22 protein-coding genes are annotated in these 23760 nt (G+C 64.9%); 13 read left to right on the plus strand and 9 right to left on the minus strand.

Annotation, left to right across the window (positions count from 1 at the left end):
• Positions 1-16: 16 nt before the first annotated feature.
• Positions 17-781 (minus strand): helix-turn-helix transcriptional regulator, encoded by a 765-nt coding sequence (locus EN824_RS02025; RefSeq protein ID WP_335930816.1) that lies wholly within the window; start codon positions 779-781, stop codon positions 17-19.
• A gap of 388 nt (positions 782-1169) precedes the next feature.
• On the opposite strand from EN824_RS02025, the gene EN824_RS02030 reads away from it, so the two are divergent.
• Positions 1170-2315, plus strand: coding sequence for a helix-turn-helix transcriptional regulator (locus tag EN824_RS02030; RefSeq protein ID WP_135882065.1), 1146 nt, complete (start codon positions 1170-1172; stop codon positions 2313-2315).
• A 41-nt stretch (positions 2316-2356) separates the two neighbouring features.
• Here EN824_RS02030 and EN824_RS02035 read toward each other — a convergent pair whose 3' ends face one another.
• Positions 2357-3286: a LysR family transcriptional regulator gene (locus EN824_RS02035; protein ID WP_127870323.1), complete on the minus strand. Its 930-nt coding sequence runs from the start codon at positions 3284-3286 to the stop codon at positions 2357-2359.
• Between the two features lie 98 nt (positions 3287-3384).
• On the opposite strand from EN824_RS02035, the gene EN824_RS02040 reads away from it, so the two are divergent.
• A complete protein-coding gene (locus tag EN824_RS02040) occupies positions 3385-4395 on the plus strand; it encodes an NAD(P)-dependent alcohol dehydrogenase (protein ID WP_135931809.1) in 1011 nt (336 codons plus the stop codon).
• A 165-nt stretch (positions 4396-4560) separates the two neighbouring features.
• On the opposite strand, the gene EN824_RS02045 is transcribed toward EN824_RS02040, so the two are convergent.
• From EN824_RS02045 to EN824_RS02055, 3 genes are read right to left on the minus strand one after another with little or no spacing between them, the layout of a single operon-like run.
• The gene (locus EN824_RS02045; RefSeq protein WP_135931810.1) at positions 4561-6870 is read right to left on the minus strand and encodes a xanthine dehydrogenase family protein molybdopterin-binding subunit; all 2310 of its coding nucleotides are present in this window, start codon (positions 6868-6870) and stop codon (positions 4561-4563) included.
• Positions 6867-7850: a xanthine dehydrogenase family protein subunit M gene (locus EN824_RS02050; protein WP_127870326.1), complete on the minus strand. Its 984-nt coding sequence runs from the start codon at positions 7848-7850 to the stop codon at positions 6867-6869. Before EN824_RS02050 ends, EN824_RS02045 begins: the two co-directional genes overlap by 4 nt.
• Positions 7847-8320, minus strand: a complete 474-nt coding sequence (locus EN824_RS02055; protein ID WP_127280642.1) for a (2Fe-2S)-binding protein — start codon at positions 8318-8320, stop codon at positions 7847-7849. The genes EN824_RS02050 and EN824_RS02055 overlap by 4 nt, the downstream gene beginning before the upstream one ends.
• Before the next feature lie 249 nt (positions 8321-8569).
• Between EN824_RS02055 and EN824_RS02060 the strand changes: the two genes are divergently transcribed.
• The 5 genes from EN824_RS02060 to EN824_RS02080 all read left to right on the plus strand — a co-directional run bounded on the left by EN824_RS02060 (position 8570) and on the right by EN824_RS02080 (position 14945).
• A complete protein-coding gene (locus EN824_RS02060; RefSeq protein WP_127870327.1) occupies positions 8570-9187 on the plus strand; it encodes a TetR/AcrR family transcriptional regulator in 618 nt (205 codons plus the stop codon).
• Positions 9188-9811: 624 nt separating this feature from the next.
• On the plus strand, positions 9812-11008 hold the full coding sequence (locus EN824_RS02065) for an acyltransferase (RefSeq protein ID WP_135932115.1): 1197 nt from the start codon (positions 9812-9814) through the stop codon (positions 11006-11008).
• Between the two features lie 2 nt (positions 11009-11010).
• On the plus strand, positions 11011-12114 hold the full coding sequence (locus tag EN824_RS02070) for a glycosyltransferase family 2 protein (protein WP_127870329.1): 1104 nt from the start codon (positions 11011-11013) through the stop codon (positions 12112-12114).
• Between the two features lie 8 nt (positions 12115-12122).
• Positions 12123-13151, plus strand: a complete 1029-nt coding sequence (locus EN824_RS02075) for a glycosyltransferase (RefSeq protein ID WP_135931811.1) — start codon at positions 12123-12125, stop codon at positions 13149-13151.
• A gap of 6 nt (positions 13152-13157) precedes the next feature.
• Complete coding sequence (locus EN824_RS02080) at positions 13158-14945, plus strand: ABC transporter ATP-binding protein (RefSeq protein ID WP_189521969.1); 1788 nt, start codon at positions 13158-13160, stop codon at positions 14943-14945.
• A 56-nt stretch (positions 14946-15001) separates the two neighbouring features.
• Here EN824_RS02080 and EN824_RS02085 read toward each other — a convergent pair whose 3' ends face one another.
• Both EN824_RS02085 and EN824_RS02090 read right to left on the minus strand, forming a co-directional pair.
• A complete protein-coding gene (locus EN824_RS02085; protein WP_127280552.1) occupies positions 15002-15259 on the minus strand; it encodes a hypothetical protein in 258 nt (85 codons plus the stop codon).
• A 108-nt stretch (positions 15260-15367) separates the two neighbouring features.
• Entirely contained in the window at positions 15368-16111 is a 744-nt protein-coding gene (locus EN824_RS02090) for a thioredoxin family protein (RefSeq protein ID WP_127280553.1), read from the minus strand.
• A gap of 292 nt (positions 16112-16403) precedes the next feature.
• Between EN824_RS02090 and EN824_RS02095 the strand changes: the two genes are divergently transcribed.
• The 3 genes from EN824_RS02095 (at position 16404) to EN824_RS02105 (ending at position 19277) form a co-directional block, all read left to right on the plus strand.
• Positions 16404-17624 (plus strand): helix-turn-helix domain-containing protein, encoded by a 1221-nt coding sequence (locus EN824_RS02095; protein ID WP_127870334.1) that lies wholly within the window; start codon positions 16404-16406, stop codon positions 17622-17624.
• Positions 17625-17710: 86 nt separating this feature from the next.
• A complete protein-coding gene (locus EN824_RS02100) occupies positions 17711-18343 on the plus strand; it encodes a PQQ-binding-like beta-propeller repeat protein (RefSeq protein WP_135931812.1) in 633 nt (210 codons plus the stop codon).
• A 103-nt stretch (positions 18344-18446) separates the two neighbouring features.
• Positions 18447-19277: an aldo/keto reductase gene (locus tag EN824_RS02105; RefSeq protein WP_135931813.1), complete on the plus strand. Its 831-nt coding sequence runs from the start codon at positions 18447-18449 to the stop codon at positions 19275-19277.
• Between the two features lie 81 nt (positions 19278-19358).
• Here the strand turns inward: EN824_RS02105 and EN824_RS02110 are convergent, their stop codons facing one another.
• Both EN824_RS02110 and EN824_RS02115 read right to left on the minus strand, forming a co-directional pair.
• Positions 19359-19682, minus strand: a complete 324-nt coding sequence (locus EN824_RS02110) for an endonuclease domain-containing protein (RefSeq protein WP_245518334.1) — start codon at positions 19680-19682, stop codon at positions 19359-19361.
• Between the two features lie 176 nt (positions 19683-19858).
• Complete coding sequence (locus EN824_RS02115) at positions 19859-20167, minus strand: hypothetical protein (RefSeq protein WP_027146346.1); 309 nt, start codon at positions 20165-20167, stop codon at positions 19859-19861.
• A 196-nt stretch (positions 20168-20363) separates the two neighbouring features.
• Between EN824_RS02115 and EN824_RS02120 the strand changes: the two genes are divergently transcribed.
• The 3 genes from EN824_RS02120 (at position 20364) to EN824_RS02130 (ending at position 23715) form a co-directional block, all read left to right on the plus strand.
• Positions 20364-21056 carry a glutathione S-transferase family protein gene (locus tag EN824_RS02120; protein WP_189522115.1) on the plus strand — a complete coding sequence of 231 codons (693 nt, stop codon included), beginning with the start codon at positions 20364-20366 and terminating at the stop codon, positions 21054-21056.
• 334 nt (positions 21057-21390) lie between these two features.
• Positions 21391-22893 (plus strand): ATP-binding protein, encoded by a 1503-nt coding sequence (locus EN824_RS02125; RefSeq protein WP_127870338.1) that lies wholly within the window; start codon positions 21391-21393, stop codon positions 22891-22893.
• A 6-nt stretch (positions 22894-22899) separates the two neighbouring features.
• A complete protein-coding gene (locus EN824_RS02130) occupies positions 22900-23715 on the plus strand; it encodes a hypothetical protein (protein WP_127870339.1) in 816 nt (271 codons plus the stop codon).
• The last annotated feature ends 45 nt before the right edge of the window (positions 23716-23760 follow it).

Raw genomic sequence — 23760 nt, forward strand, 5'->3', positions numbered from 1 at the left:
GCCGAAAGCTGCAAACTTATCTGGCGCTTGTCGGCGTATAGCCGAAGCGGCGACGAAAGCAGCGGTTGAAGTACGATACGTCGCTGAATCCGCTTGTCAGGGCGATGTCACTGACCCGCATGTCGCTGTGTTTGTGCGAGAGCATCCTGTGGGCGCTCTGCAAACGCAGTTCGAGAACGCGTTCGGAGAAGCTCATTCCCGTCTCCTGAAGGAGGTCGTGGACGTAGCGCACCGACAGGCCGAGTTGTTGCGCCACACTTTGGGCGGAGATGCCGGGATCGATAAAATCCTCGGCGATCCTTGCCAGGACGGCCTCCAGCCTGGCAGCGCGCAGGCCTCGAAGCCCGGCCAGTTCGGCAGCCCGACCTTTCGCGCCGGTCGCCAGGCCGATCAGATCCACGATCGTGTCCGTCGCGTGCGTGATCAGATCCGCCGAGGCAAGCGGGCTGCCGCTTTCAAGAAGCAGGCAATAGCGTTTGAGAAGATCGAGGGCTTCGCTGTCGGCGCCGATCTTCAACCCCAGCCTGTCATCGATCTGCGGGAAGGCACGCAGGAGGATCGCGCGTGGGATCACCACATTCGTCCAGACATTGCTGTCGGCACCGGTCATTTTCAGAGCTTCCGATGCAGTGACGAGCACGGCCTCTCCCTGACCGACGGCATATTCGCGGCCGACCTGTACCCCTGACAACACGGTGTCGGCCTTGTTGATCAGCAACAGATAACCGTCATTGGCGATGTTGCTCGCTTTCCTTGTCGCCTGCTCGATGGTTCCGGACATCTGGCCGAGAACCACTGAACCGACAGCCGTGGCCTCGATGGACGCTTCGAAGGGCAGGTTTTCCGGACTGCCGTGTTCGACCGACAATATTTCCGCGACATGGATGTTTTGCCACAGGGAAAATCGTTCGCGTTCGTCAAGATGCGGTGACAACCGCGCCGATGAAAACACCGTCTTTCGAGACAATGGGGAACCTCGACAAGTATCCACGGCTTAAAAAATATCGAACGCGATGCTTTCCATTGCGACAATAACCGGCAACAGTGGCGGCCCGGCGTTCAGGCGATCAAGTTGAACCCATAGTCGAGAGCGGCCGCGACTGGCGTCATCCAAAAGTATGACGTCACAAATTCCTCCGAGGCGAGATCGGGGCGTGCCTGGAGGTGTGGTGGAAAGGCTGAGCAGCGAAGTCCTGAGTTCGATTATCGGCGATATCTATGATTGCGTCTTGAACCCGGAAGGCTGGGCCGGAGTCATGACCCGCATCACGAAAGCCGTCGACGCGGCCTACACCACCATCGCCCTTGCCGGCACCGCCCATAATAGCGGCCGCTTCGCGGCTCAATCGCCTTGGGATCCCGTGCAGATGCGGGTGCTAGAGGAGGACTATGACTTTGATGGAATTCCCGGACTGAAGGCAGCGGTGGTCGGCGATGTCGACCGGCCGGTTGCGACGCTGTCGCTCATGAGCGAAAGCGAACTCCAGCTGACGCCGTTTTTTCAGAACTGGGCCAAACCGCAGGGACTGCGCGAGGCTTGCATCACCAAATTCGTTCATACGCCGGACCGAATCGGGCTTTTGGGCTGCACCACGCGCGCCAGCAGGGGAGGTATTTCGATCGAAGAGCAGCATTTCCTGGCATTGCTCTCGCCGCATCTGCGCCGTGCTTCGCTGATCGGAGATCTGCTCGACCAGGGCCGCGTCACCACCCATCTTTATCGCCAGGCGCTCGATCATCTGGCTGTGCCTGTCGTGCTTACCCACGCCAACGGAGCAATCCTCCATGCGAATGCGGCCGCCGAACAGATGTTTTCGGTGCAGGGTCCCATTCTCTCCAGGAACGGCGTGCTCCAGGCACAGAATCCGGTGGTGGCCCGCGCCCTGCTGGACGCGATCGCCAGTGCGGCGAGCGCGGATGCTTCGCTTGGCGCGCGCGGCATAGGGCTGCCGGTTTCGGCCCAGGGCCAGCCGCCCGCCGTTGCCTATGTGTTGCCGCTGACTGAAGGAACGGCGCGCGCGGTTTTCCGGCCGGCATGCGCGGCAGTGTTCATATCGACGACGACATCGGCTTCTCCCCTCCCGGAGGCCGTTCTGACCACGCTGTTCGACCTCACACCCGCGGAGGCGCGGGTGCTGCTGCGGATCGGCGGCGGATTGTCAGCGTCCAAGAGCGCGTTGTCGCTCGGCATCGGTGAGAACACCTTGAAGACCCACCTCAATCGAATCTTCGCCAAAACCGGCACCAGACGCCAAGCCGACCTCGTCAAACTCGTGTCGGACATCGGCACGCCGCTGGCGGCTCACGGACCCTGAAGGCGGAGCGCGTAGTCTCTACCGCCAGCGGGTCAGAGGCTTTACCGCCGCCAGGGCGGCTCCGGCGCGAAGCGCTTGCCGATCCAGTCGGCGAAGGCGCGGGTCTTGGCGGCTTTTCCCTTGGCCGAGGGCGTGACGACATAGACCGCGCCTTCGTCCGCCAGCGTCCACTCCTCCAGCACGGATACCAGCCGGCCATCGGCGAGTTCGCGGCCGACCAGCCAGTCGGTGCTCATCATCAGGCCGATGCCTTGCACGGCGGCCTGGACCAGCACCTCGGCATCGTCGGTGACCAACGGCCCCGAAACCTCGACGCGCGCGCGCCGGCCCTCACGGTCGGTCATCTCCCAGGCCGGAAAGGTCTGGAAGCCCGAGAAGCCCAGGCAGGAATGGTCGAGCAGCGCTTGCGGCGTCTCCGGCCTGCCCCTGCGGGCGAGATAGGAGGGAGCGGCGCAGAGCAGCCGGCGCCGCGTCGCCACCTTGCGCGCCACCAGGCGTGAATCCTCCAGGCTGCCCAGCCGCACGGCGACATCGAAATTCTCGGCGACCAGATCGGTGAAGCGGTTGGAGAATTCAGCCTCGATGCGGACATCGGGAAATTCGGCAAGGAATTGAGGCAGCAGCGGCCCGATCCACATGCGCCCGAACGTGCCGGGCAGCGCCAGCCTGAGCAGGCCGCGCGGGCCGCCCCCGGCATGCGCGGACGCGACGGCCTCGGCCTCGTCGACGGATGCGAGGATGGCGCGCACGCGCACCAGGAATTCGGCACCCGCTTCGGTCAGCGACACGCTGCGCGTCGTGCGCGAGAGCAGCCTCACCCCCAGCCGCGCCTCCAGCGACTGCAGGCGCCGCGACAGGATGGTCGCGTCGCGCCCGACACGGGCCGCCGCTCTGGTGAAGGAACGCGCCTCGGCGATGGCGGCGAAGGCAGCCATCTCGGCAAGGGCCGCGGGTTCGTGAGATTGCTGCATTATTCACAGTTCTCAATTGCAGAAAACAAGGATTATCCAGAGATAGCGCAGCAAATAGGTTCACTCAATCCATCAAATCGTTCCACCGGAGTGAAATCATGAAAGCCATCGAACTCAGCCAGCCCAGGTTGGACGCCTTCCGCGCCGCCACCGTTGCAACTCCCGAACCGCAGCGCGGTGAGGTGCTGATCCGCCAGCGTGCGGCGAGCCTCAATTTCGTCGATGTGGCGGTGGCGAGCGGCAACTATCCCGGGCCGAGCTTCCCGCTCATCCCCGTCGCCGACGCCGCCGGCGAGATCGTCGCGCTGGGCGAGGGCGTTACGAGGCTCGCCATCGGCGATCGCGTCGTCGCGCATGCCAAGCCGCGCTGGATCGGCGGGCCGCCGCGGCCCTACGAGATGACGCAGATGCGCGGTGTTTCGCTGCCCGGATCGCTGGCGGAATATGTCGCGCTGCCGGCCAATTCGGTGGTGCCGGTCCCGGCGCATCTGTCCTTCGAGGCGGCCTCGACGCTGCCGATCGCCGGCACCACCGGCTGGAACGCCATCCGCGCCGCCAACGTCGGTCCGGGCTCGGTCGTCGTGCTGCTTGGCACTGGCGGCGTCTCGATCTTCACCCTGCAGCTGGCGAAAGCCGCCGGCGCCACCGTCATCATCACCTCGTCGTCGGACGAAAAGCTGGAGCGGGCAAAGGCACTCGGCGCCGATCATCTCATCAACTACCGCGCGACATCAGACTGGGACGGCAAGGTGCTGGAACTGACCGATGGCCGCGGCGCCGATCTTGTCGTCGAGACCGGCGGCACCGCCACCTTCGCCCGCGCCGTCAACGCCACCGCGCCCGGCGGCACGCTGTTCACTATCGGCTTCGTCACCGGCGCCGAAGCCACGATCAACCTGCTGCCGATCATCATCAAGGCGCTGAAGGTGGTCGGCAACAACACCGGATCGGTGTCCGATCTTTTCGACGCCGCCCGCGCCATCGGCGCGGCCCGGATCGAGCCGGTGGTCGACAAGGTGTTTTCACCTGATCAAGCGACCGAAGCCTACGCCCACATGGCCGCCGGCGGCCTGCATTTCGGCAAGCTGGCGTTCGCATTGGAATGGTGAAGCTGCAGATCTCCCCCCTCGAGGGGGAGATGGCCGGCAGGCCAGAGGGGGTCGGTTCGACTGGGCGCGACTTTCTTGCGACGATCGGAGGTTAGCGCTTCACGCGAGACGACCCCCTCTGTCGCCTTCGGCGACATCTCCCCCTCGAGGGGGGAGATTACGCGCTCAGATCAGCTTCTCCAGCGTGATCGGCAGATCCCTGATCCGCTTTCCCGTCGCGTGGAACACCGCATTGGCGATGGCCGGCGCCATGCCGACGATCGCCAGTTCGCCGACGCCCTTGCCGCCGAGTACCGAGGAATGCAGGTCGGGGATGCCGACCGAGATCACCTCAATGTCGGGGATGTCGGCATTGGTGGGGACGAGATAGTCGGCGAGGTTGTTGTTGACGATGCGGCCGTGGCGGCGGTCGACGATGCCTTCTTCGAGCAGCGCCTGGCCGATGCCCATGATGATGCCGCCCTTCCATTGGCTTTCGGCCAGCTTCGGATTGTAGAGCCGGCCCGAATCCAGCGCCGAAACCAGGCGCGACACGCGCACCGTGCCGAAATCCTCGTCGACGCGCACCTCGACGAAATGCGCGCACCAGGAGTGGCGGGAATAGTCACCCTCGGTGTGCGGCAGCGCCATGGCGATGGTGGTGTAGTTCTTGTAGCGGTCTTCCGCCGTCGAATTGGCGGGCATGGTGTCGCCCGTCGCCTCGATGCGGTCGCGGCCGACGCTTTTGAGCAGGTCGGCGATCGAGACATCGGGGCCGTCGCCGCGTGGCGCGGTGATGCGGCCATTGGCGACGACCAAAGTGTTGGCCTGCAGCGCGTGGAAGGGCGAGCGCGGATCGCCGATCGCCAGACCGATCAGCTGGTCGAGCGCCGAGGACGCCGCCTTGTAGACCGCGCCGGTCATCACGCCGGCCAGCCGTGAGCCCCCGGAGACGCCGGCACGGGCAAAGCGGGAGTCCCCCAGTTTCACCACGACGTCGTCGGCGGACACGCCGACCGTCTCGGCGGCGGTCTGCGCCAGGATGGTGTAGGTGCCCTGGCCCATGTCGATCGAGGAGCTTTCGACCTCGACCGAGCCGTCGGCCAGGATGCGCACGACCGCTTCGCCATAGGCGCGCCGCACCGGATAGGTGCCGGCGGCCACGCCCCAGCCGATCAGATAGTTGCCGTCGCGCATCGAGCGTGGCTCGGGCGTGCGCCTGGCCCAGCCGAAGCGTTCGGCGCCTGCCGCAAAAGCCTCGCGCAACTGCCTGGTCGACCAGGCTTTTTTGGCATGCGGATCCTGCTCGGCGTAGTTGCGCAGCCGGATTTCCAGCGGATCGATGCCGACCTCGTAGGCGAGTTCGTCGATGGCGCTTTCGATGCCGAAGGCCGACGGGTTTTCGCCCGGCGCGCGCATGGCGCCCGGCACCACCGAATTCACCCTTACGACATTCTGCCTGGAGGAGAAGTTCGGCGTCGCGTACATGATCGAGGTGACCGAGCCCAGCGGCTCGACCCACATGCCGTCGATCGACGTTTCGTTGACGCCGCGATGCACGATCGACTGGATCAGGCCGTCATGGTCAGCGCCGATCGTCACCGTCTGGCGGGTCGCGGCGCGGCCACCATAGCCGGTGAAGGTCTGTGCCCGCGTCATCACCAGCCGCACCGGCCGGCCAAGCATTTTGGCGGCACTTGCGGCAATCGCGCCATGGCTGAGCGCCAGCGCCTTGGAACCGAAGCCGCCGCCGACATAGGGCGACACCAGCCGGACATTCTCGAACGGCACGGCGAACCATTCGGCATAGGTGCGCGCCATGCCGTCCAGCCACTGGCTCGGCTCCCACACGGTGAGGTGGTCGCCTTCCCAGCGGGCGATCAGGCCATGCGGCTCCATCGGCGCCTGGTATTCACGTGGTGTGTTGTAGGCGGCGCAGATCCGCACCGGGGCCGAGGCGAAGGCGGCCTGGGCGTCGCCCCATTCCTTGGTCATGGCATCGACGGGGATGCCGTCGCCGGCCTTGCCGTCGCTGAGGTCGACGATGGAAGGCGCCTCGTCGTAGCTGACCTTGACCATCGCCGCGGCGGCCACGGCCTGCTCGAAGGTCTCGGCGACGACGGCCGCGACATGCTGGCCCGAGAAGGTGATGTCGCGCGCCAGCGGACAATAGGGCCTGTCGGGCGGCGGGGTGCCGAACCAGTCCGAAGCGGTTTTCAGGCTGATGATGGTGTCTGGCGTCAGCACCTTGAGCACGCCCGGTGCCGCCTCGGCCGCCTTGCTGTCGATGGCGCGCACCTTGCCGGATGCGATGGTGCTTTCGACCAGCACAGCATAGGCGAGCCCTTCGAGCTGCTGCTCGACGGCGTATTTGGCCGCACCCGTGATCTTGGCCGGGCCGTCGACGCGCGACAGCCGGCCGCCGACCGCGTCGGCGCCGCCGTCGGATGCATCGCCTCGTTTCGATTCACCAACTCTGATGTCGTGAACGGTCATGCCGTTTCTCCCATCTTGAGGATAGCCCGTGCGACGACGCGCGGCGCGAGCTCGATCTTGTAGTGGTTGGCGCCATGGTCGACAGCGCCTTCGACGGCGAGCAGGCTGGCGGCGCGAACAGCTTCCGGCTCCAGCATCTTGCCTTTCAAGGCGTCTTCCACGGCGCGCGCCCGCCAGGGTTTGGTGGCGACGCCACCGAGCGCGACGCGCAGGTCGCGGATGGTGCGTCCGTCAGCTTCCAGTTCGAGGCCGACGGCGGCACTTGCGGCGGCGAACTCGTAGGACTGCCGGTCGCGGACCTTCAGATAGGTCGAACGCCGGACGGCCGCGGAGGAGGGGATTTCGATGGCGGTGATCATCTCGCCCGGCTCGATCGCGTGTTCCTTGTCCGGCGTCGTGCCGGGCAGCAGGAAAAAGTCATCTACGAGGATGCGCCGATCGCCGAGATGAACTGTTGCATCGAAAGCGACAAGCGCCGTGGCGAGGTCGCCGGGATACATGGCGATGCAGGCCTCGCTGGTGCCGAGCACGGCATGGCCCCTGGTGACACCGCCGATCGCCGAACAGCCGCTGCCTGGTTCGCGCTTGTTGCAGGCGGCAAAATTCGAGGGATCGCGGAAATAGGGGCAGCGCGTGCGCTGCATGAGATTGCCGCCAATGGTCGCCATGTTGCGGATCTGCGCCGAAGCCGCTTGCCACAGCGCCTCCGAGATGGCGGGGAAGCGGCCCTTGATGTCCGCGTGGTCGGCGACATGGCTCATCGTCGCGAGCGCGCCGATGATGGCGCCGCGCTCGTCGATCTCGATCCGGTCCAGCCCGTCGAGATGGGTGATGTCGACCAGCGTGTCTGGTTCGGCGACGCCGCATTTGGCGAGGTCGATCAGCGTCGTGCCGCCGGCGAGCAGCATGGCGCCGGGGAGCGCGGCCGCCTGGCGCGCGGCGTCGGCCGAGGTGGCGCGAAGATAGGAAAAATCCCTCATGACGCGGCCTCCAACGCTGCCTGGCGCACGGCGGCGACGATGTGCGGATAAGCGCCGCAGCGGCAGAGATTGCCGGCCATGTATTCGCGGATTTCCTCATCCGATCCGGCATGGCCCTCGCGGATGCAGGCCACCGCCGACATGATCTGGCCTGATGTGCAATAGCCGCACTGGAAGGCGTCCTGTTCGAGGAAGGCAGCCTGCACGGGATGCAGTTCGCCCTCCCGTGCAAGCCCCTCTATGGTGGTGATGGTGCGGCCCTCGGCCTGGGCTGCCAGCATCAGGCAGGCCAGCACGCGCTCGCCGTCGACATGGACGGTGCAGGCACCGCACTGGCCGTGGTCGCAGCCCTTCTTGGTGCCGGTCAGGCCGAGCCTGTCACGCAAGGCATCGAGCAGCGTGACACGCGGTTCGAGCTGCAACTCGTGATGCCGGCCGTTGATATCGAGATGGACGGGGATTTTCGTCATGGGCGTCTGGCTCCAGTTGCTTGACGCTGAGGGAATGAATTGGCGCTTTGGAAGGGAAGGGCAAGGTCAGGCGACAGCCAATCCACCGCGGGTGAGGAAGCTGACAGCTTGCGGCTTCGAAAGACGTGACATACCGGGCTCCCTGATTATATGATAAAGGTGCTCCACTAAAACGGAGGCGCCTCCGTTTATTTACGTGGGGGCTGGCCAGGCATGGTTCAAGCCCCCATATCCCTGGTGGAGAAAAAATTGGCTTTTGAGCCCGTCACAACCGTCGACCAAAAACCCGCCGCCGCCGACAAGCCGTTGCGCGCGGATGCGCAACGCAACCGCGACCGGCTGGTCGAGATGGCGGCTTCGGTCTTTGCCGAGCGCGGCATCGACGCCTCGCTGGAGGAGATCGCCCGGCGCGCCGGCGTCGGCATCGGCACGCTCTACCGCCATTTCCCTACGCGCGAGCATCTGGTCGAGGTGGTCTATCGCCGCGAGGTGGAGGGGTTGTGCGCAGCGGCTGGCGAGCTTGCGGCAAAACATCCCTCGGATGTCGCGCTGGAAGAATGGATGCGCCGCTTCGTCGACTATATCGCCACCAAGCGCGGCCTGGCGACCAGCCTGCGCATCCTTCTCACCACCAATTCGACGCTGTTTTCCGACACGTCGGGACGAGTGTCGCAGGCGCTGCGGGAACTGGTGGATGCGGCGGTCGCCGACGGCACCATCCGCGGCGACGTCGATGCCTCCGACGTGCTGCACGCGCTGGGCGGCATCTACTCGGCACCCGACACCCCTGAATGGCGCGACCGCTCGCGCCGGCTGGTCAAGCTGTTGATGGATGGCTTGCGGTTCGGGGCTGTAAAGGCGGGATGAAGAGGCGCCTGGACTGCACTAGGCGCGCAAGTCCCGACCTTCGATTCCGAACGGTGATTGGCTATGCTGCGCCGCAAAAGACCAATTATTTCGTATAATTCTCTGGGTCTAATTTTGTTATAATCGCATATTGAAAATGTAATTTTCGATGATTTGTAGAAAAATCTGGATGTTTTTCCCGAGATGCAACCGGGAATATGTGCGTCTTTACCCGAACAACCTCATGCACTTCGCACGATTAACGGCCTCTTTGGCGTTAGCGGCAAAATCAGGGCGGTTTTTAGTCGGTTTTTAGCCCTCGCTTCACAAAACTATTTCAGCACGGTAAATCTTTTGTGTTGCGCCGCACCATTGCGCGGAAGCACTCATTGGCCAAATGGAAACGCGCGGCGAGGATTCCGTCAAGTTGACCAACTTGAGCTTTCCGCTGGCAGACATCCGATATCGGACCCGTCCCGGGCGGGCTCGTGGAGCATGGATTTTGCATTGTCGGCGCTTTGGCGAACATAAGCGCCGGCAAGGATGCGGGTCGTCCGTTGCGAACCCCTTTGACTCTCGAAGCCGGGAATTCGTGGGGATGCCCCGGCAGCCTCATCAGAGATGTTCCGCCGGGGGAAGCGGCTGATGGGAAACTCTCGCGATACCCAGCTGGACGGATTGAGGGCCATCGCCGTCACGTTGGTGCTGTATTCCCATTTCTTCGCGGCGGGAGGCTCTTCTTTCTGGGGCCACATCGGCGTGCGGCTGTTCTTCGTGCTGAGCGGCTTTCTCATCACGCGCCTTCTCCTGGAAGCGCGTTCGGCGGCTGAATTTGAGGCCGCGCCCGCGCTGAGATCCTTCTACATCAGGCGGGCACTGCGAATATTCCCGCCCTATTTCGCCGTGCTGGGCGTCGTCTGGATGGTTGACCTGGAGCATTCCAGGGGATCGCTGATCTGGCATGCGCTTTACCTGTCGAATTTCTGGTACGCGCTGCGCAACGACTGGTCGCCCTGGCTGCTCTGCCATTTCTGGAGCCTGAGCATCGAGGAGCAGTTCTATATCGCCTGGCCGCTGGTCGTCTTGCTGGCGCCACGCCGCCGCCTCGAGGCGATCTGCATCGGCGTCATCGTGCTGTCATTGTCGTATCGCTTTTACTGGCCGATCACTGGAACCCCCGCGCTGGCGCGCGATCTGCTTCCACCGGCTTCCATGGACGCGCTCGCCTCGGGTGCGTGGCTTGCCGTCTACCGAACCAGGGCCACCGTCTTGCCACAGTGGTTACGGCTTGGCTGGCCGGCGCTCGCGGTCGCGTTTTTCGCCCTGCAGTGGTTTGCTCCGGCGCCGCCGGACACTGTCCAGGAATGGGGCCGCTGGCTGCTGTCGCAAATCCTTCCGCTCGGGCCTCTCGTGATGATCGTCGCGAGTTGTTCTCGAGGTCATCGGGGGTACCGGGGCTGGCTTCTCGAACTGCCGCCGCTCACCGCCCTTGGCCGCGTCAGCTATGGCGTCTATCTGTACCACCCCATACTCCTGTCGTTGGCCGTCAAGTCCCAGCCGTGGATCCCCGTCAACGTCTCGGAGCAGGGGGCGGGTCGGTTCCTGGTTGCAGGAACGGCCACCCTTATCCTGGCGTCGGTATCGTGGCTGGTTTTCGAAAAGCCGCTCAACAGCTTCAAGCGCTACTTTCCCTATGTCGCGCCAGGAGCTGGCACGCGCATCCGGGCCCGCGCCGACACGACCGACGCCGGATGGCCCAGAGGCGCGGCAGGGGCTTATCCCGGTGGATTGCCCGATGGCCGCGAGGCGGCAGGCGATCTTCAACGAACGGATCGGAGCTGACCATGGCCGCTCCCCTGGTATCCGTTCTGCTGCCGGTCTACAACGCGGGACCCTATCTCAGCACCGCGCTCGGCAGCATCCTGCGGCAGGACCACGATCGCCTGGAGGTCATTGCGATCGACGACGGCTCGACGGACAACTCCCTGCAAATCCTGCAGCGGCACCGGCAGGCCGACAATCGGATCTCCATCATCTCCCGCGAAAACCGGGGCCTCATCGCAACCCTCAACGAGGGTTTGGCTGTCGCTCGGGGCGACCTTATCGCCAGGATGGACGCGGACGATATCGCCTATCCGTCACGCCTGTCGCGCCAGGTGGCGCTGTTCGACCGGCAGCCCGATCTCGCTCTGTGTGGCGCCGGCTTCGATACCTTGCTTCGCAACCGCGTCGCCAAGGGTACACCCGATCCGGTCTTCCGGTTCGGCCAGCTCCGTATATTGTCGATGTTCTTCACGATATTCATGCATTCCACGGTTGTATACAACCGGAAAGTCATAAAGGACGACGTTCTATTCTACGACCCGAAATACAAACATGCCGAGGATTTCGACCTCTTCAGGCGGCTCGCCGATCGTTACCCGGCGGCGATGATCCCCGAAAACCTGATCGTCTACCGTATCCATGACGGGAGCGTAACGAGCAGGCACAGGAAGGAGATGCGCCGGACACATCTGACGATCGTGGCCGAGAACCTCGAGCGGGAAGGCCTGGCACAGGATACGCGCGATCTGCGCGACATCGGCGAGGCCGTTTCGACCGACACGGTTCGCCGGGCTGCGGCGTTCATTCTTGCACTCGAGGCAAGGATCTCCGCGCTGCCGACGGAAACGCGGCCGAGTTTTGCGGCCGGCGCGTTGAACCTGTTCTATTTCCTCTACCAACTGATAGGCGACGAAATGCAACCTCCGCTGACGCACGAATTCCTGACGCGGACCGCGAAATGGAATTTCATTCGACGCCGCGAAAAGTACGCGTTGCGTCCCGCCGCCTACGCGCCATGGTTCAGTCTCGTCTCGATGTCGGCCGGCCGCCAGGCGGACGCCGTGGCGCGGTACCTGAAATCCGCGCCTGCCGCGGCGGTCCTGGCGTCCCATCAGTTGAGCTAGCGGCAGGGATGACCGTCAAAGCCCGCCCACCCACGCAGCGCGATCGCCGGACGGAGCTTGTCCCCGTCGATCCCCGGCCCGAGCGGTCGCCGCCGGCGGTCAGCTTCATCATATGCACGCGCAACCGTGTCGCCGTGCTCGAGGCTTGCATCAGGTCGGTCCAAAGCGCGTGCCGCGCCCATGCCGGCTTCGCGGCCGAACTCGTGGTCGTCGACAATGGTTCGGTCGACCGCACGGCGGAGCGCCTGGCCAGCATCGCCGAAATATCCGATATCCCGTTCACAGCCGTGCGCGAGCCGCGCCCCGGATTGGCCGCCGCCCGCAACGCCGGTGTGGCGCGCGCGCGCGGCCGCGTCCTGGTCTTCGTCGATGATGATTGCGAGATCGATGGCGATTACCTCCGCGATCTGGAACGACACTATGCTTCCGGCGAACAATGGCTCATCCGTGGCGGCTGCGTCGAACTCGGCGATCCCAGGGATTTGCCGTTCACGATCAAGCGCTCGCGGGTGCGCGAGCGGCTCACCCCCGATGTTCATCCGGGCGGCTTCGTGCTTGGCTGCAACATGGTGATGCACCGCGATGTCGCGGCCCGTATCGGTCATTTCGACGAACGGTTCGGCGCCGGCGGCCCGCTGCGGTCAGCGGAAGACACGGATTACCTTGTTCGAGCGATGCTGCTCGGCATCCCGGTCGAATATGTGCCCGATATGACAGTTTTCCATCATCATGGCCGGCGAGACCGCAAATCGATCGAAAAGCTCCACCGCGACTACAGCTTCGGCAATGGCGCCCTTTGCCTGAAACATGTCCGCCATGCGCCCTGGCTGCTTCGCCATTTCTATTGGGCCACGAGAGGGGCTTTGCGGGAGTTGGCGGGTGGTCCGCGGTTCGACCGCGAACTCCAGCTGTCGCATTGGCCGATCGTCGTCATGAATCTGACCGGCGCGGCCAGATTTGCGGTTCTTTTGCTGGCAAGATGGCCGGAAGAAGTGCAAGTGCCGCAGGATCGGCAGGCAGATGCCCAGGCGAGGTGACAGGCCATAATGCGATTTTTGCCGCCAAGCTTGCCGATGCTGGGCCGCGCGCTCGGAACGAAGCAGTTGCGACTGCTTCCGGCCGTGGTGGTTCTTGGTCTTGTCGGCGCCGCCCTCGAAGGGTTCGGCATAGGCTTGATCATCCCCTTGCTGGGCATAATCATGGGACACGCGGATGCGGCCGGAATGGCCGGCTTGTCCGCCGTCTTTCAGTATTTCGGATCGGGCCTGGACGAGCGCGACCGGCTGATCGTCATTTCGGTCGCCATCCTCGGCTCGATCATCCTGAAGAACGTGTTCGCATTCGCGAACACGCTGCTCACCACCTTCATTTACGGCAAGGCAAGCCATTCGATCCGCAGCGCGCTGTCGGAGCAGCTCCTCAGGATAGGTTACCCGTTCTTCCTGCAGCAAAGTCCCGGACGGCTGCTCAACATCATCTCGAACGAATCCTGGCGGGCATCGGATGCGATCCAGATCATGCTGTCGGCCATCGTCAGCGCATCGGCGGCCATCATCCTGCTGGCGTTCCTGCTCCTGCTGTCGTGGCAGATGACACTGTTGGTCACATTGGGCCTGGCCCTCATCCAGGTCGTCCATGCCGTTCTCTCGGCCAATCTGAAAGCGCCCAGCCGCAGCGTCGCCTCCCGCAACAGCGATCTCGCATCGCAGATGCTGCACCTTGTCCATGCCGGGCGCCTGATCCGTATCTTCGGACAGGAGAGCCGCGAGCAAGCGGTGTTCGACCAGGCATCGGACGCGGTGCGCCGGGCTGCTTTCGTCCTGCTTACCCGGCAGGGGGCGTTGCCACCGCTGACCGAGGTTCTCCATGCGATGCTGTTCCTTGCGGTGGTGATCGGCGCATGGTTCGCCAATGTGAGCTTCCCGCTGATCGTCGCATTCGTCATCCTGCTCTACCGGCTGCAGCCGCATATGCGGGCTTTGCAAATGTCGTGGAGCCAGCTGCAAGGCTTGAGCGGGTCGCTCGAAGAGGTCGATTGGATGCTGGATCCGGCGGACAAGCCCAAGCCTCCGCAAGGCGACGGGCCATTCCACGGTTTGCGGCAAGGGATCAGCTTCGACGACGTGGCATTTACCTATTCCGGCACGGACGCACGCGCGGCGGCGCTGCATTCGGCGACTTTCGATATCCGAAGCGGCCGCTCGACGGCGCTCATCGGCCGGTCGGGCGCGGGCAAGACGACGATCGTCAATCTCCTGTGCCGCTTTGTCGAGCCGAGCTCCGGGGGGATTCTTGTCGATGGATCGCCGCTCGACCGGATCGACCCCAGCCAGTGGCGAAAGCACGTCGCGCTTGCCAGCCAGGAGCTGGAACTGGTGGACGGCACCATTTCCGAGAACATAACCTACGGCCAGGATGGCGCCACGAGCAGCGATGCCGAGCGTGCCGCGAGACTGGCCGAAGCGCATGAGTTCATTGAACATCTGCCCCAGGGCTACGACACCGTCGTCGGCTACAGGGGTGTCAATCTGTCAGCGGGACAAAGGCAGCGGATCGCCTTGGCGAGGGCGCTGGTGCGCGATCCTGATCTGCTCATCCTGGACGAAGCCACGAATGCCGTGGACGGACTGTCGGAAGCGGCGATCGTCGAGACGTTGAAGTCGAGAGCCGGCCGCCGCACGACCCTCGTGATCAGCCATCACCACAGCACCATCTCGTTCTGCGATGACGTGGTGATCCTGAGCGGCGGCCGTGTGAAGAAGCAGGCCCCATTCGCGGCCCTGGCGTCGCTCAGCATGGATGAGCTTTACCAGCATGAACCGACCCTCTGACAGGTCCGAGGCCCTGTCTCTCTCCGGCCTGTGGTGGGGTTACAGGGCGGCGGCCGTTACCGGGCCCGCCGGCCGGAAACCACCCGCAGCCAGGGCGTCAGATGGAAGGCGCTCATCAGGAGATACATTGCCGGCATGCCGGTAAGAGGCGAGGCGCCCATGCACAGCATTGCGGCGCCACCGCCCTGAAGACAGGAGACCAGCGCCATCAGGGCGAAGGTCGGCGCCGCGGCGAGGCACAGCCAGTCGGCGATGCCGGGGGTGGCGGTGTTTTCGGGGGTCGCGCTTCCGGAGCCGGAATGAATGTCGCTCATGGCCTTTTCCCTTGATGGTTGGCAAGGAGTTGGGTTCCTCTCCCCCGCTCCGCGAGGGAGAGGAAACCAGGCAGGATGGGGCGTGCCACCCTTTCCCGCCAAGCGCTGCTACTCGCTCTTGTCGCGGAACGCGGCCTCGCCGGCGGCTGACACTTCGGCCCATTTCTTGTCGGCCCCAGCTTCGTAATTGTCGTGCCAGTTCCACCAGCTGTAGAGCGGGGTCTGCGGGTAGCCTTCGGGCGAGTCCTCCCAGGTCTCCTGGCGGCCGAGCGGGGTGACGTCGAGATAGCTCCAGACAGTACCCAACGCCTCGTCGCCGCGGTTGTTGATGAAATAGGTGCGGAAGATGCGGTCGCCATCATGAATGAACACGTTGTGGCCGTGCCATTCGTCGACGCCGAAGTCTTTGTCGAAGCTGTCGGTGATGGTGTACCAGGGAATCTCCCAGCCCATCCGCTGCTTCAGCCGTGCAATGTCGGCCTGCGGGGCGCGCGAAGCGTAGGCGAGCGTGGTGTTGCGGGCGTTGAGATGGGCGAGGTGACCGACCTGGTCGGCGCCGAGCGAGCAGCCGCGGCAAGCGTGATCGGGCCAGCCATAGACGCCGGGCTCGAAGAAGGCGCGGTAGACGATCAACTGGCGGCGGCCTTCGAACAGGTCGAGCAGGCTGACCTTGCCGTCGGGGCCATCGAAAACATAGGCCTTGTCCACTTCCGTCCACGGCATGCGGCGGCGTTCGGCCGACAGCGCATCCCTGGCGCGCATCGTCGCCTTCTCCTTCACCAACATCGCTTTGTGAGCGGCTTCCCAGTCTTGCCGTGAAACGATCGGTGGCATCTTCATCGTCATGTTCATTGGTCTTCTCCTTTGCCAGTCGTGGCGTCGTTGCGGTTTGGTGTTGCCTGGGAATGTCGGGGCGTTGCGGGCGCGGCGAAATCCGCGAGTTCCGGCCCGGCGCAGCAGGGGTGGCGTGCGGCGTGCTTGGCCGTATCATTCGCCGTGGCGAGGTCGAGGTCGGTGGAGGCAGGCATTTTCTGGTTCTCCCTTGCGTGCCGTCATTGCCGGCACGACTTGCTGGTTGACGGTACTGACTTAAGGTAGGGCAGCGCCGCGCCGAGGTGGGAGTTACAAGTGTGACGGGATTTGAATGGACTCGCTGATCAACGCGGCGGCGCTGGCGCTGGCTTCGGGCGATGCGCTCGGCGCGCTCGACCGCGTCGCCCTGCGCGAGGATGCGCCGGCGCTGGCGCTGCGCGGCATCGCCATGGCGCAGCTCGGCGACTTCGATCGCGCTAAGCTGTTGTTGCGGCGGGCCGCGCGCGCGTTCAACCCGAAAGAGGCCGTCGCGCGCGCCCGCTGCGTCGTCGCCGAGGCCGAGATCGCGCTGGTCTCGCGTGATCTCGGCTGGCCGGCCAAGGCGCTCGACGCGGCCCGCGCGGCACTGGAAAAGCATGGCGACCGGTTGAACGCGGCGCATGCCGGCCACCTCAAGGTGCGGCGGCTGCTCTTGATCGGCCGCCTCGACGAGGCCGAGCATGTGCTGGCCGGGCTCGACCCGGCGCCGCTTCCGCCGGCGGCCAGGGCCGCGCACGAGCTTGCCGTCGCCGGCATCGCCATGCGGCGCCTGCGGACCAGGCCGGCGCGCGCGGCGCTGGAATGGGCGCGCCATGCCGCCCACATAGCTGGCATTCCCGGCCTCATCGCGGAGGTCGAGAGCGCAAGCCAGGCGCTGGAGACGCCCGCGGCGCGGCTGATCACGCAGGGCAGGGAGCTGCCGGTGCTGCTCGAGGAGGTCGAGGCGTTGCAGGGATCGCCGGCGCTGATCGTCGATGCCTTCCGCTACGCCCTGCGCGGCGGCGGGGTCACGATCTCGCTGGCGAGCCGGCCTGTGCTGTTCGCCCTGGCGCGGACGCTCGCCGAAGCCTGGCCAGGGGACGTGTCGCGGGGGGAACTCGTGGCGCGGGCCTTCGGCGGCAGGCATGCCGATGAATCGCATCGCGCGCGCCTGCGCGTCGAGATCGGGCGGCTGCGCGCCGAGCTTCGCTCACTGGCCGGCATCAGCGCCACCAAACATGGCTTCACGCTGGCGCCGCGCCAGGCGCACGCGGTGATGGTGCTGGCGCGGCCGATCGAGGAGCGGCACGCGGCCGTGCTTGCCTTGCTCGCCGACGGCGAGGCCTGGTCGAGCTCGGCCCTGGCGCTGGCGCTCGGAACCGGCCAGCGCAGCGTGCAGCGGGCGCTCGAGCCGCTTGCCGAGGCCGGCAAGGTGCAGTCCTTCGGCCATGGCCGGGCGCGCCGCTGGATGACGCCGCCGGTGGCTGGATTCACGACCACCTTGTTACTCCCCGCGCCGCTGCCAGATGGCTAAGGTGCATTGATATTCAGACTCTCGACCCACCTTGGAACATGATCCCAGACGTCAGCGGGATGACGACCACCATCGAGGACAAAGACATGAAGCATTCGGCGGCCGAAATCCTGAGGGAATACGGACCTTTTCCCGGCGCCAAGACGGTGGCCGGGGTGAGCTTTGACGGCAAGAACGTCTGGTTCGCCTCGGGCGACAGGCTGAATGCCTTCGATCCGGAGAGCGGACAGGCGTTGCGTTCGATCGATGTCGCGGCGCATGCCGGCACCGCCTATGACGGCCGGCATTTTTTCCAGCTCGCCAAGGACCGCATCCAGAAGATCGATCCCGATACCGGCGAGGTGCTTTCCACCATTCCGGCACCCGGCAATGGCGGCCATTCCGGGCTGACCTGGGCCGAGGGCACGCTGTGGGTGGGGCAGCACCGGGAGCGCAAGATCCACCAGATCGATCCCGAGACCGGAAAAATCCTGCGCACCATCGAATCCAACCGTTTCGTCACAGGGGTGACCTGGGTCGACGGCGAATTGTGGCACGCCACCTGGGAGGGCGACGAGAGCGATCTGCGCCGCGTCGACCCGCAAACGGGCAAGGTTCTGGAGAAGCTCGACATGCCTGCCGGCATGGGCGTCTCGGGACTGGAATCCGATGGCGGCGACCGCCTCTTCTGCGGCAGCGGAAACGCCGGCGTGGTGAGGGCGGTGCGCCGGCCGAGGTGAAGGGACACGAATTTTCCCCCGGCGAATTTTCCCCCGGCGACTGGCCGTTGCGCGGCGTCGAGCCTAGATAGGCTGGACCATCCCCCCGCAAAAGGACCAGACCATGCCCGAACAGATCACGTTGAACGACGGCGCCGCCATTCCCCAGCTTGGCCTTGGCGTGTGGCAGGTCGATCACGACATCACCGCGCAAGTGGTGGGCTGGGCGATCGAGGCCGGCTACCGGCTGATCGATACCGCCGAGGGCTACAAGAACGAGGAAGGGGTCGGCGAGGCGATCCGCGCCGCCGGCGTGCCGGCAGCAGAGCTGTTCATCACCTCGAAGCTGCGCAACGGCGCCCACCAGCGCGATACGGCGCTGCGCGCCTTCGACGACACGATGAAGAAGCTCGGCGTCGAGCAGCTCGACCTGTTCCTGATCCATTGGCCGGTGGCCAGCCAGGACAAATATGTCGAGGCCTGGAAGACGCTCGTCGAGTTGAAGCAGGCCGGCCGCATCAAGTCGATCGGCGTCTCGAATTTCAATCCTGATCATCTGGAGCGCATCATCGGCGAGACGGGCGTGGTGCCAAGCGTCAACCAGGTGGAACTGCATCCGCGTTTCCAGCAGCGTGCGCTCAGGGAATTCCATGCCAAGCACGACATTCATACGGAAAGCTGGAGCCCGCTGGGCAGCGGCAAGCTGCTCGGCGACCCGACCATTGCGGGCATTGCCAAGAAGCATGGGAAATCCGCCGCGCAGACCATGATCCGCTGGCATCTCCAGCAGGGGCTGATCGTCATCCCGAAATCGATCCGCCAGGATCGCATCGCGGCCAATTTCGACGTCTTCGATTTCGAACTGGACGCGCAGGACCTGAAGACGATCGCGGGCATGGATTCGGCCGACGGCCGCGGCGGTCCGAACCCGGCGACGGCGGCGTTCTTGTTTTAAAGCTGGCGTCGAAGCTGCCAATCTCCCCCCTCGTGGGGGAGATGCCCGGCAGGCAGAGGGGGGCGCTGTCCCGCCAGCCTTTCATTCGATACCACCCAAACCCGCCATGATGACAATATGCTGGCAGACATTGTCGATGTCGCGGATGACATCGTCATTCCAAAACCGGAGCACGGACCAGCCGTCCTGCTCCAGACGCCTCGTCCTGACAGTGTCGTTGACTGCAAGATCTGCATCACCATGCTGCGATCCATCGAGTTCGACGACGAGCTTCTTCTGCGGGCACGCAAAGTCGGCGATATAGCCGGCAATCGGAAATTGTCTTCGAAAGCCAAGCCCCATCAGCCGATGCGCGCGACGTTCATTCCAGAGCTTCAACTCCGCGTCGGTCATGACTTTGCGCATCGATCGAGCATTCGCTCGGTTCTGCGGCGGCAATGGCGTATGAGGCATGGCAGTTTCGATTGTGATTGAGGTTGGCGCTCTACGGCGCCCCCCTCTGTCCTGCCGGACATCTCCCCCACGAGGGGGGAGATTGGCGGTTTCGGCGATTTCGCCAATCGCAGAGGGGAGGAAGAGCGCTAAATCCCCGAGCCGTCCAGCTGCTGGGCGTCGTCGCCTTCCCAGGGCGCCGGCATCGAGGCGCCCCGGCTGAGATTGGCCGAGGGCATCGGCATCCAGCATTTCAGCTCCGGCTCGGCATATTCGACGACGCGGCCAGGCGAGGAATCGGAAGCGCGCCAGCCTTCCTCACCGAATTGATCAGCGCGTGACCAGTAGGCAAGGTCGACTTCCGCTGGCCCCTGTTCGGATGGGCGGACCGTAACGAGGATCCGGCTGCCGTCTTTCGGCGCGCTGGACATGTGGCGCCAGCGGTCGGGCTCATCCATCGTTCTTCCTCCTGCCTTGCTGCGGGATGAAGTGTCGCCTCGCCATCGGAGACGGTCAACCCAAACTTTGCGCGACCATCCTGTTTCGATGGGCTGTTCGTTCCGCCCGCTCCCGTGGGATGTATGATTTGTCGGATTGCGCCAGTCGCATCCGTCCTTGATCTGGCGATGGTCGCCGGGACAAGGAGAGGCATTCATGAGTGACAGGGGCGAGGCGATGCCGGCTGGGGTGGAAACAAAACTGTTCTTCAGCCGCAATCCCAATCCGCGCCTGGCGGTCGCGGTGGCGCGTCATCTCGGGGCGAGGCTGACCTTCGAATTCGCATCGCCGTTCGCGCCGGGGCAAGCGGAGCGGTTCCGGCCGCTCAAACCCAATCTTTCCCTTCCAATACTGGCGTGGCCGGGCGGCAGCCTGTGGGAGGCCGACGCCATAGCCTGCCGGTTGTCGCGCGACATGGGTTCGGATTTCTGGCGCGGCGGTGAGGATGAGCCCGACATGATCCGCTGGCTGAGCTGGGGCAAGGAGAATTTCGCGCGGGCCTGCGACATGGTGCATTTCGAGCGCGGCACCAAGCAGCGCTACGGGCTGGGCCCAATCGATCATCAGTTGGTCGCGGAGGGGCTGAAGCTTTTTCAAGCGACGGCGGCGATCCTGGAGACAACGCTTGTCGGCAGGCAATGGCTGGTCGGCAACTCGGTCTCCTATGCCGACTTCCGCATGGCGACGTTCCTGCCGTTCAACGACGTCGCCGGGCTGCCGCTCGGTGATTATCCCGCTCTTGCCCGCTGGTATCGCCGGCTCGAAGCCGTCGAAGCCTGGCGTGATCCCTTCAAGGGACTGGCCGCACCGCATTTGCCGCCGGTGCCGAGGCAGGAAGCGATGAGGTGACGGACAGACCTGACGACCGGCGCATACACAGAGGAACTTGAAGACGCCGGCCGCCATTTGGGGCGTTGGGTGCATCACGTTGGGGCACGATGCAGGGTCAGGTTAGGCGGATGCCCGGTGCCCGCAATCGGAACGCCGGCCCATGGTGAACAGAGGGTTACTATCCACAGGCCCGAGGCAGCAACCGGCAGGCGGCGCGCCCGTTTCCGGCCATCCATCGTGGCCAGGTCATCGTTGTCTCGGCTGTGCGCAACGCGAATCGCTTGGCCTGCGCGGCTCGACGGGCCGCGATCGGGTTGATAAGCCCGTCTGCGAAGGAGCCGATGAGTCTGGCATGACCGTTGCGATCGAGATGGGACACACGACGGCGGGCGCTCCGGCGAAGCTCGATCTCGAGGAGCTGCTGGCGACCCGCCTGCTGGTGCAAGGCAATTCGGGCTCCGGCAAGTCGCATCTGTTGCGGCGCCTGCTCGAACAGAGCGCGCCCTGGGTGCAGCAGACCATCGTCGACCCCGAAGGCGACTTCGTTTCGCTCGGAGAGCGTTACGGCCATCTGGTGATCGATGCCGAGGAGCACACCGAGCGCGGCCTGCAGGCGGCCGGCGAGCGGGCGCGCATCCACCGCGTCTCGACCGTGCTCAACCTCGAAGGGCTCGATGCCGAGAACCAGATGCGGCGCGCCGCCGCTTTCCTCGGCGGGCTGTTCGAGGTCGCGCGCGACCATTGGTACCCGATGCTGGTGGTGGTCGACGAGGCGCAGCTTTTCGCGCCGGCGGTGGCCGGCGAGGTTTCCGACGAGGCGCGAAAACTCTCGCTCGGCGCCATGACCAATCTGATGTGCCGTGGCCGCAAGCGCGGGCTTGCCGGCATCATCGCCACGCAGCGGCTGGCCAAGCTCGCCAAGAACGTCGCGGCGGAAGCCTCCAACTTCCTCATGGGCCGCACCTTCCTCGATATCGACATGGCGCGCGCCGCCGATCTGCTCGGCATGGAGCGGCGGCAAGCGGAGGCCTTTCGCGACCTGGAGCGCGGACAGTTCATGGCGCTGGGGCCGGCGCTGTCGCGCCGCCCGCTCGGCCTGCGCATCGGCCCGACCGACACCAGCCCGCGCAACGGCACGCCCAGGCTGATGGCGATGCCGGAATCCGCTCTCGAGGACGCCCGCGCGATCATCCTGGCCGCCCCGCCGCCCGAGACGATGCGCGCGCCGCGCCGGGTGGCGTCGCCGGATCTGCTGGAGCAGCTGATGGCGGCGAAATCGGCGCCGCGCGACATTCGGCCCGAACCGGCCGAGCCCGCGCCCAGCGCCGAGGATCTGGCCGAACGGCGCGAGCGGATGGACCGCATCCTGCGCGCCATCCTGGCCGAACCCGATGCGGGATTTCGCGTCATCGGCGTCCTCTACCAGGAATTCGTCGTGCGCTGCCGCATCGAGGGACTGGCTTCGGTCATACCCGATCTCCAGGAATTTCGCCGCATGCTGACACGCGCCCGTGCCGGGGTGGGGTCCGACATGGCCGAGGATGACGCGTGGCGGGATGTTTCGGTGCGCGCCTCACTGCTGCCAGAGGACATGCAGGGCGTGTTCATGATGATCGCGCGCGCGGCGAAGGAGGGCTGGCCGTGCCCGAGCGATGGCGCGATCGCCCGCGCCTATGGGTCGCACTCCATGCGCCGGGCCCGGCGACTGCTGACCTATATCGAGGAGCAGGGCCTCATCGTCTGCCAGCTCGACGGCACGGGAAAGCGCACGGTGACGCTGGTCGAACTCGCCTGGGCCACCGCGCCGGGCGACCCCAACGCCGAGGCGGCGGAGCAGGGCAGCCTGGCGCTGTGAGGGCCGATGACTAGCCCAGGTCCCGGTGGATCGCGGACGCAGGCCGGCGGCACTGTCGCCCGGATCCGCATCATGGGGACGCCGAAATCGGGCACGAATCTCGCAAAACATCTGGTCGAGGCCTATCTCGGCGTGCCCGTCGTCTTTGACCAGGGTTTTTGGAAGCATGGGATCTTTCCGGCCCTGATGAACGGGCGCGCGCTGCAATATGGCGACTTGCCCATCATTGTCATGAGCAAGGACCCGATCACTCAGCTCCTGTCCTGGTTCCGTTTCACCAGGCACAACAGCATTTTGAGGCCGGCCAAACATTTCGGTTCGTTCCTGAACCAGCCTTTCGAAATCAGGCAGGATTTCACGCGGCCGCAGATGGAATACAGGTTCCGCGCACCAGCCGACTACTGGAACCAGTTCTACTTTGCTATGGAGGCGCTGCGCCGCACCGGCACGCCCGTGCATTTCGTATGCTATGAGCAACTCGTCGCGACCCCGGCCCTTTGCCTGAGTTCCATTTCCCGTTTCCTCGATCTGTCCACGCCGTTCGAAGCCAGCACCGACGTGACAATTCCACGCCACGCGCTTGTCTCGAGCAATGACATCGACCGGTCCGGGGACCCGGCCGCCAACGAGAGCCTGTTTAACCCCTCGCGGGCGGATCTGGCAGCCGCGTTGGCCAGGATCGGCTGGCGCAATGCGCACAGAATCCTGCGCGACATCGACGACGACGTGCTTGAGGCAACGGGCCGGGCCGGATTTCGCATGACCTGCAGGCAGGCGATCGGTCCCGCGGCGATATTGAGGTCGTTCATCGGCTTCTGGTGAGGCCTGCGTGCGCAACGACGCCGCCCTTACTGGACGGTGATAACA

Source organism: Mesorhizobium sp. M8A.F.Ca.ET.181.01.1.1 (assembly GCF_004792025.1).
In the GTDB taxonomy this organism is placed as follows: domain Bacteria; phylum Pseudomonadota; class Alphaproteobacteria; order Rhizobiales; family Rhizobiaceae; genus Mesorhizobium.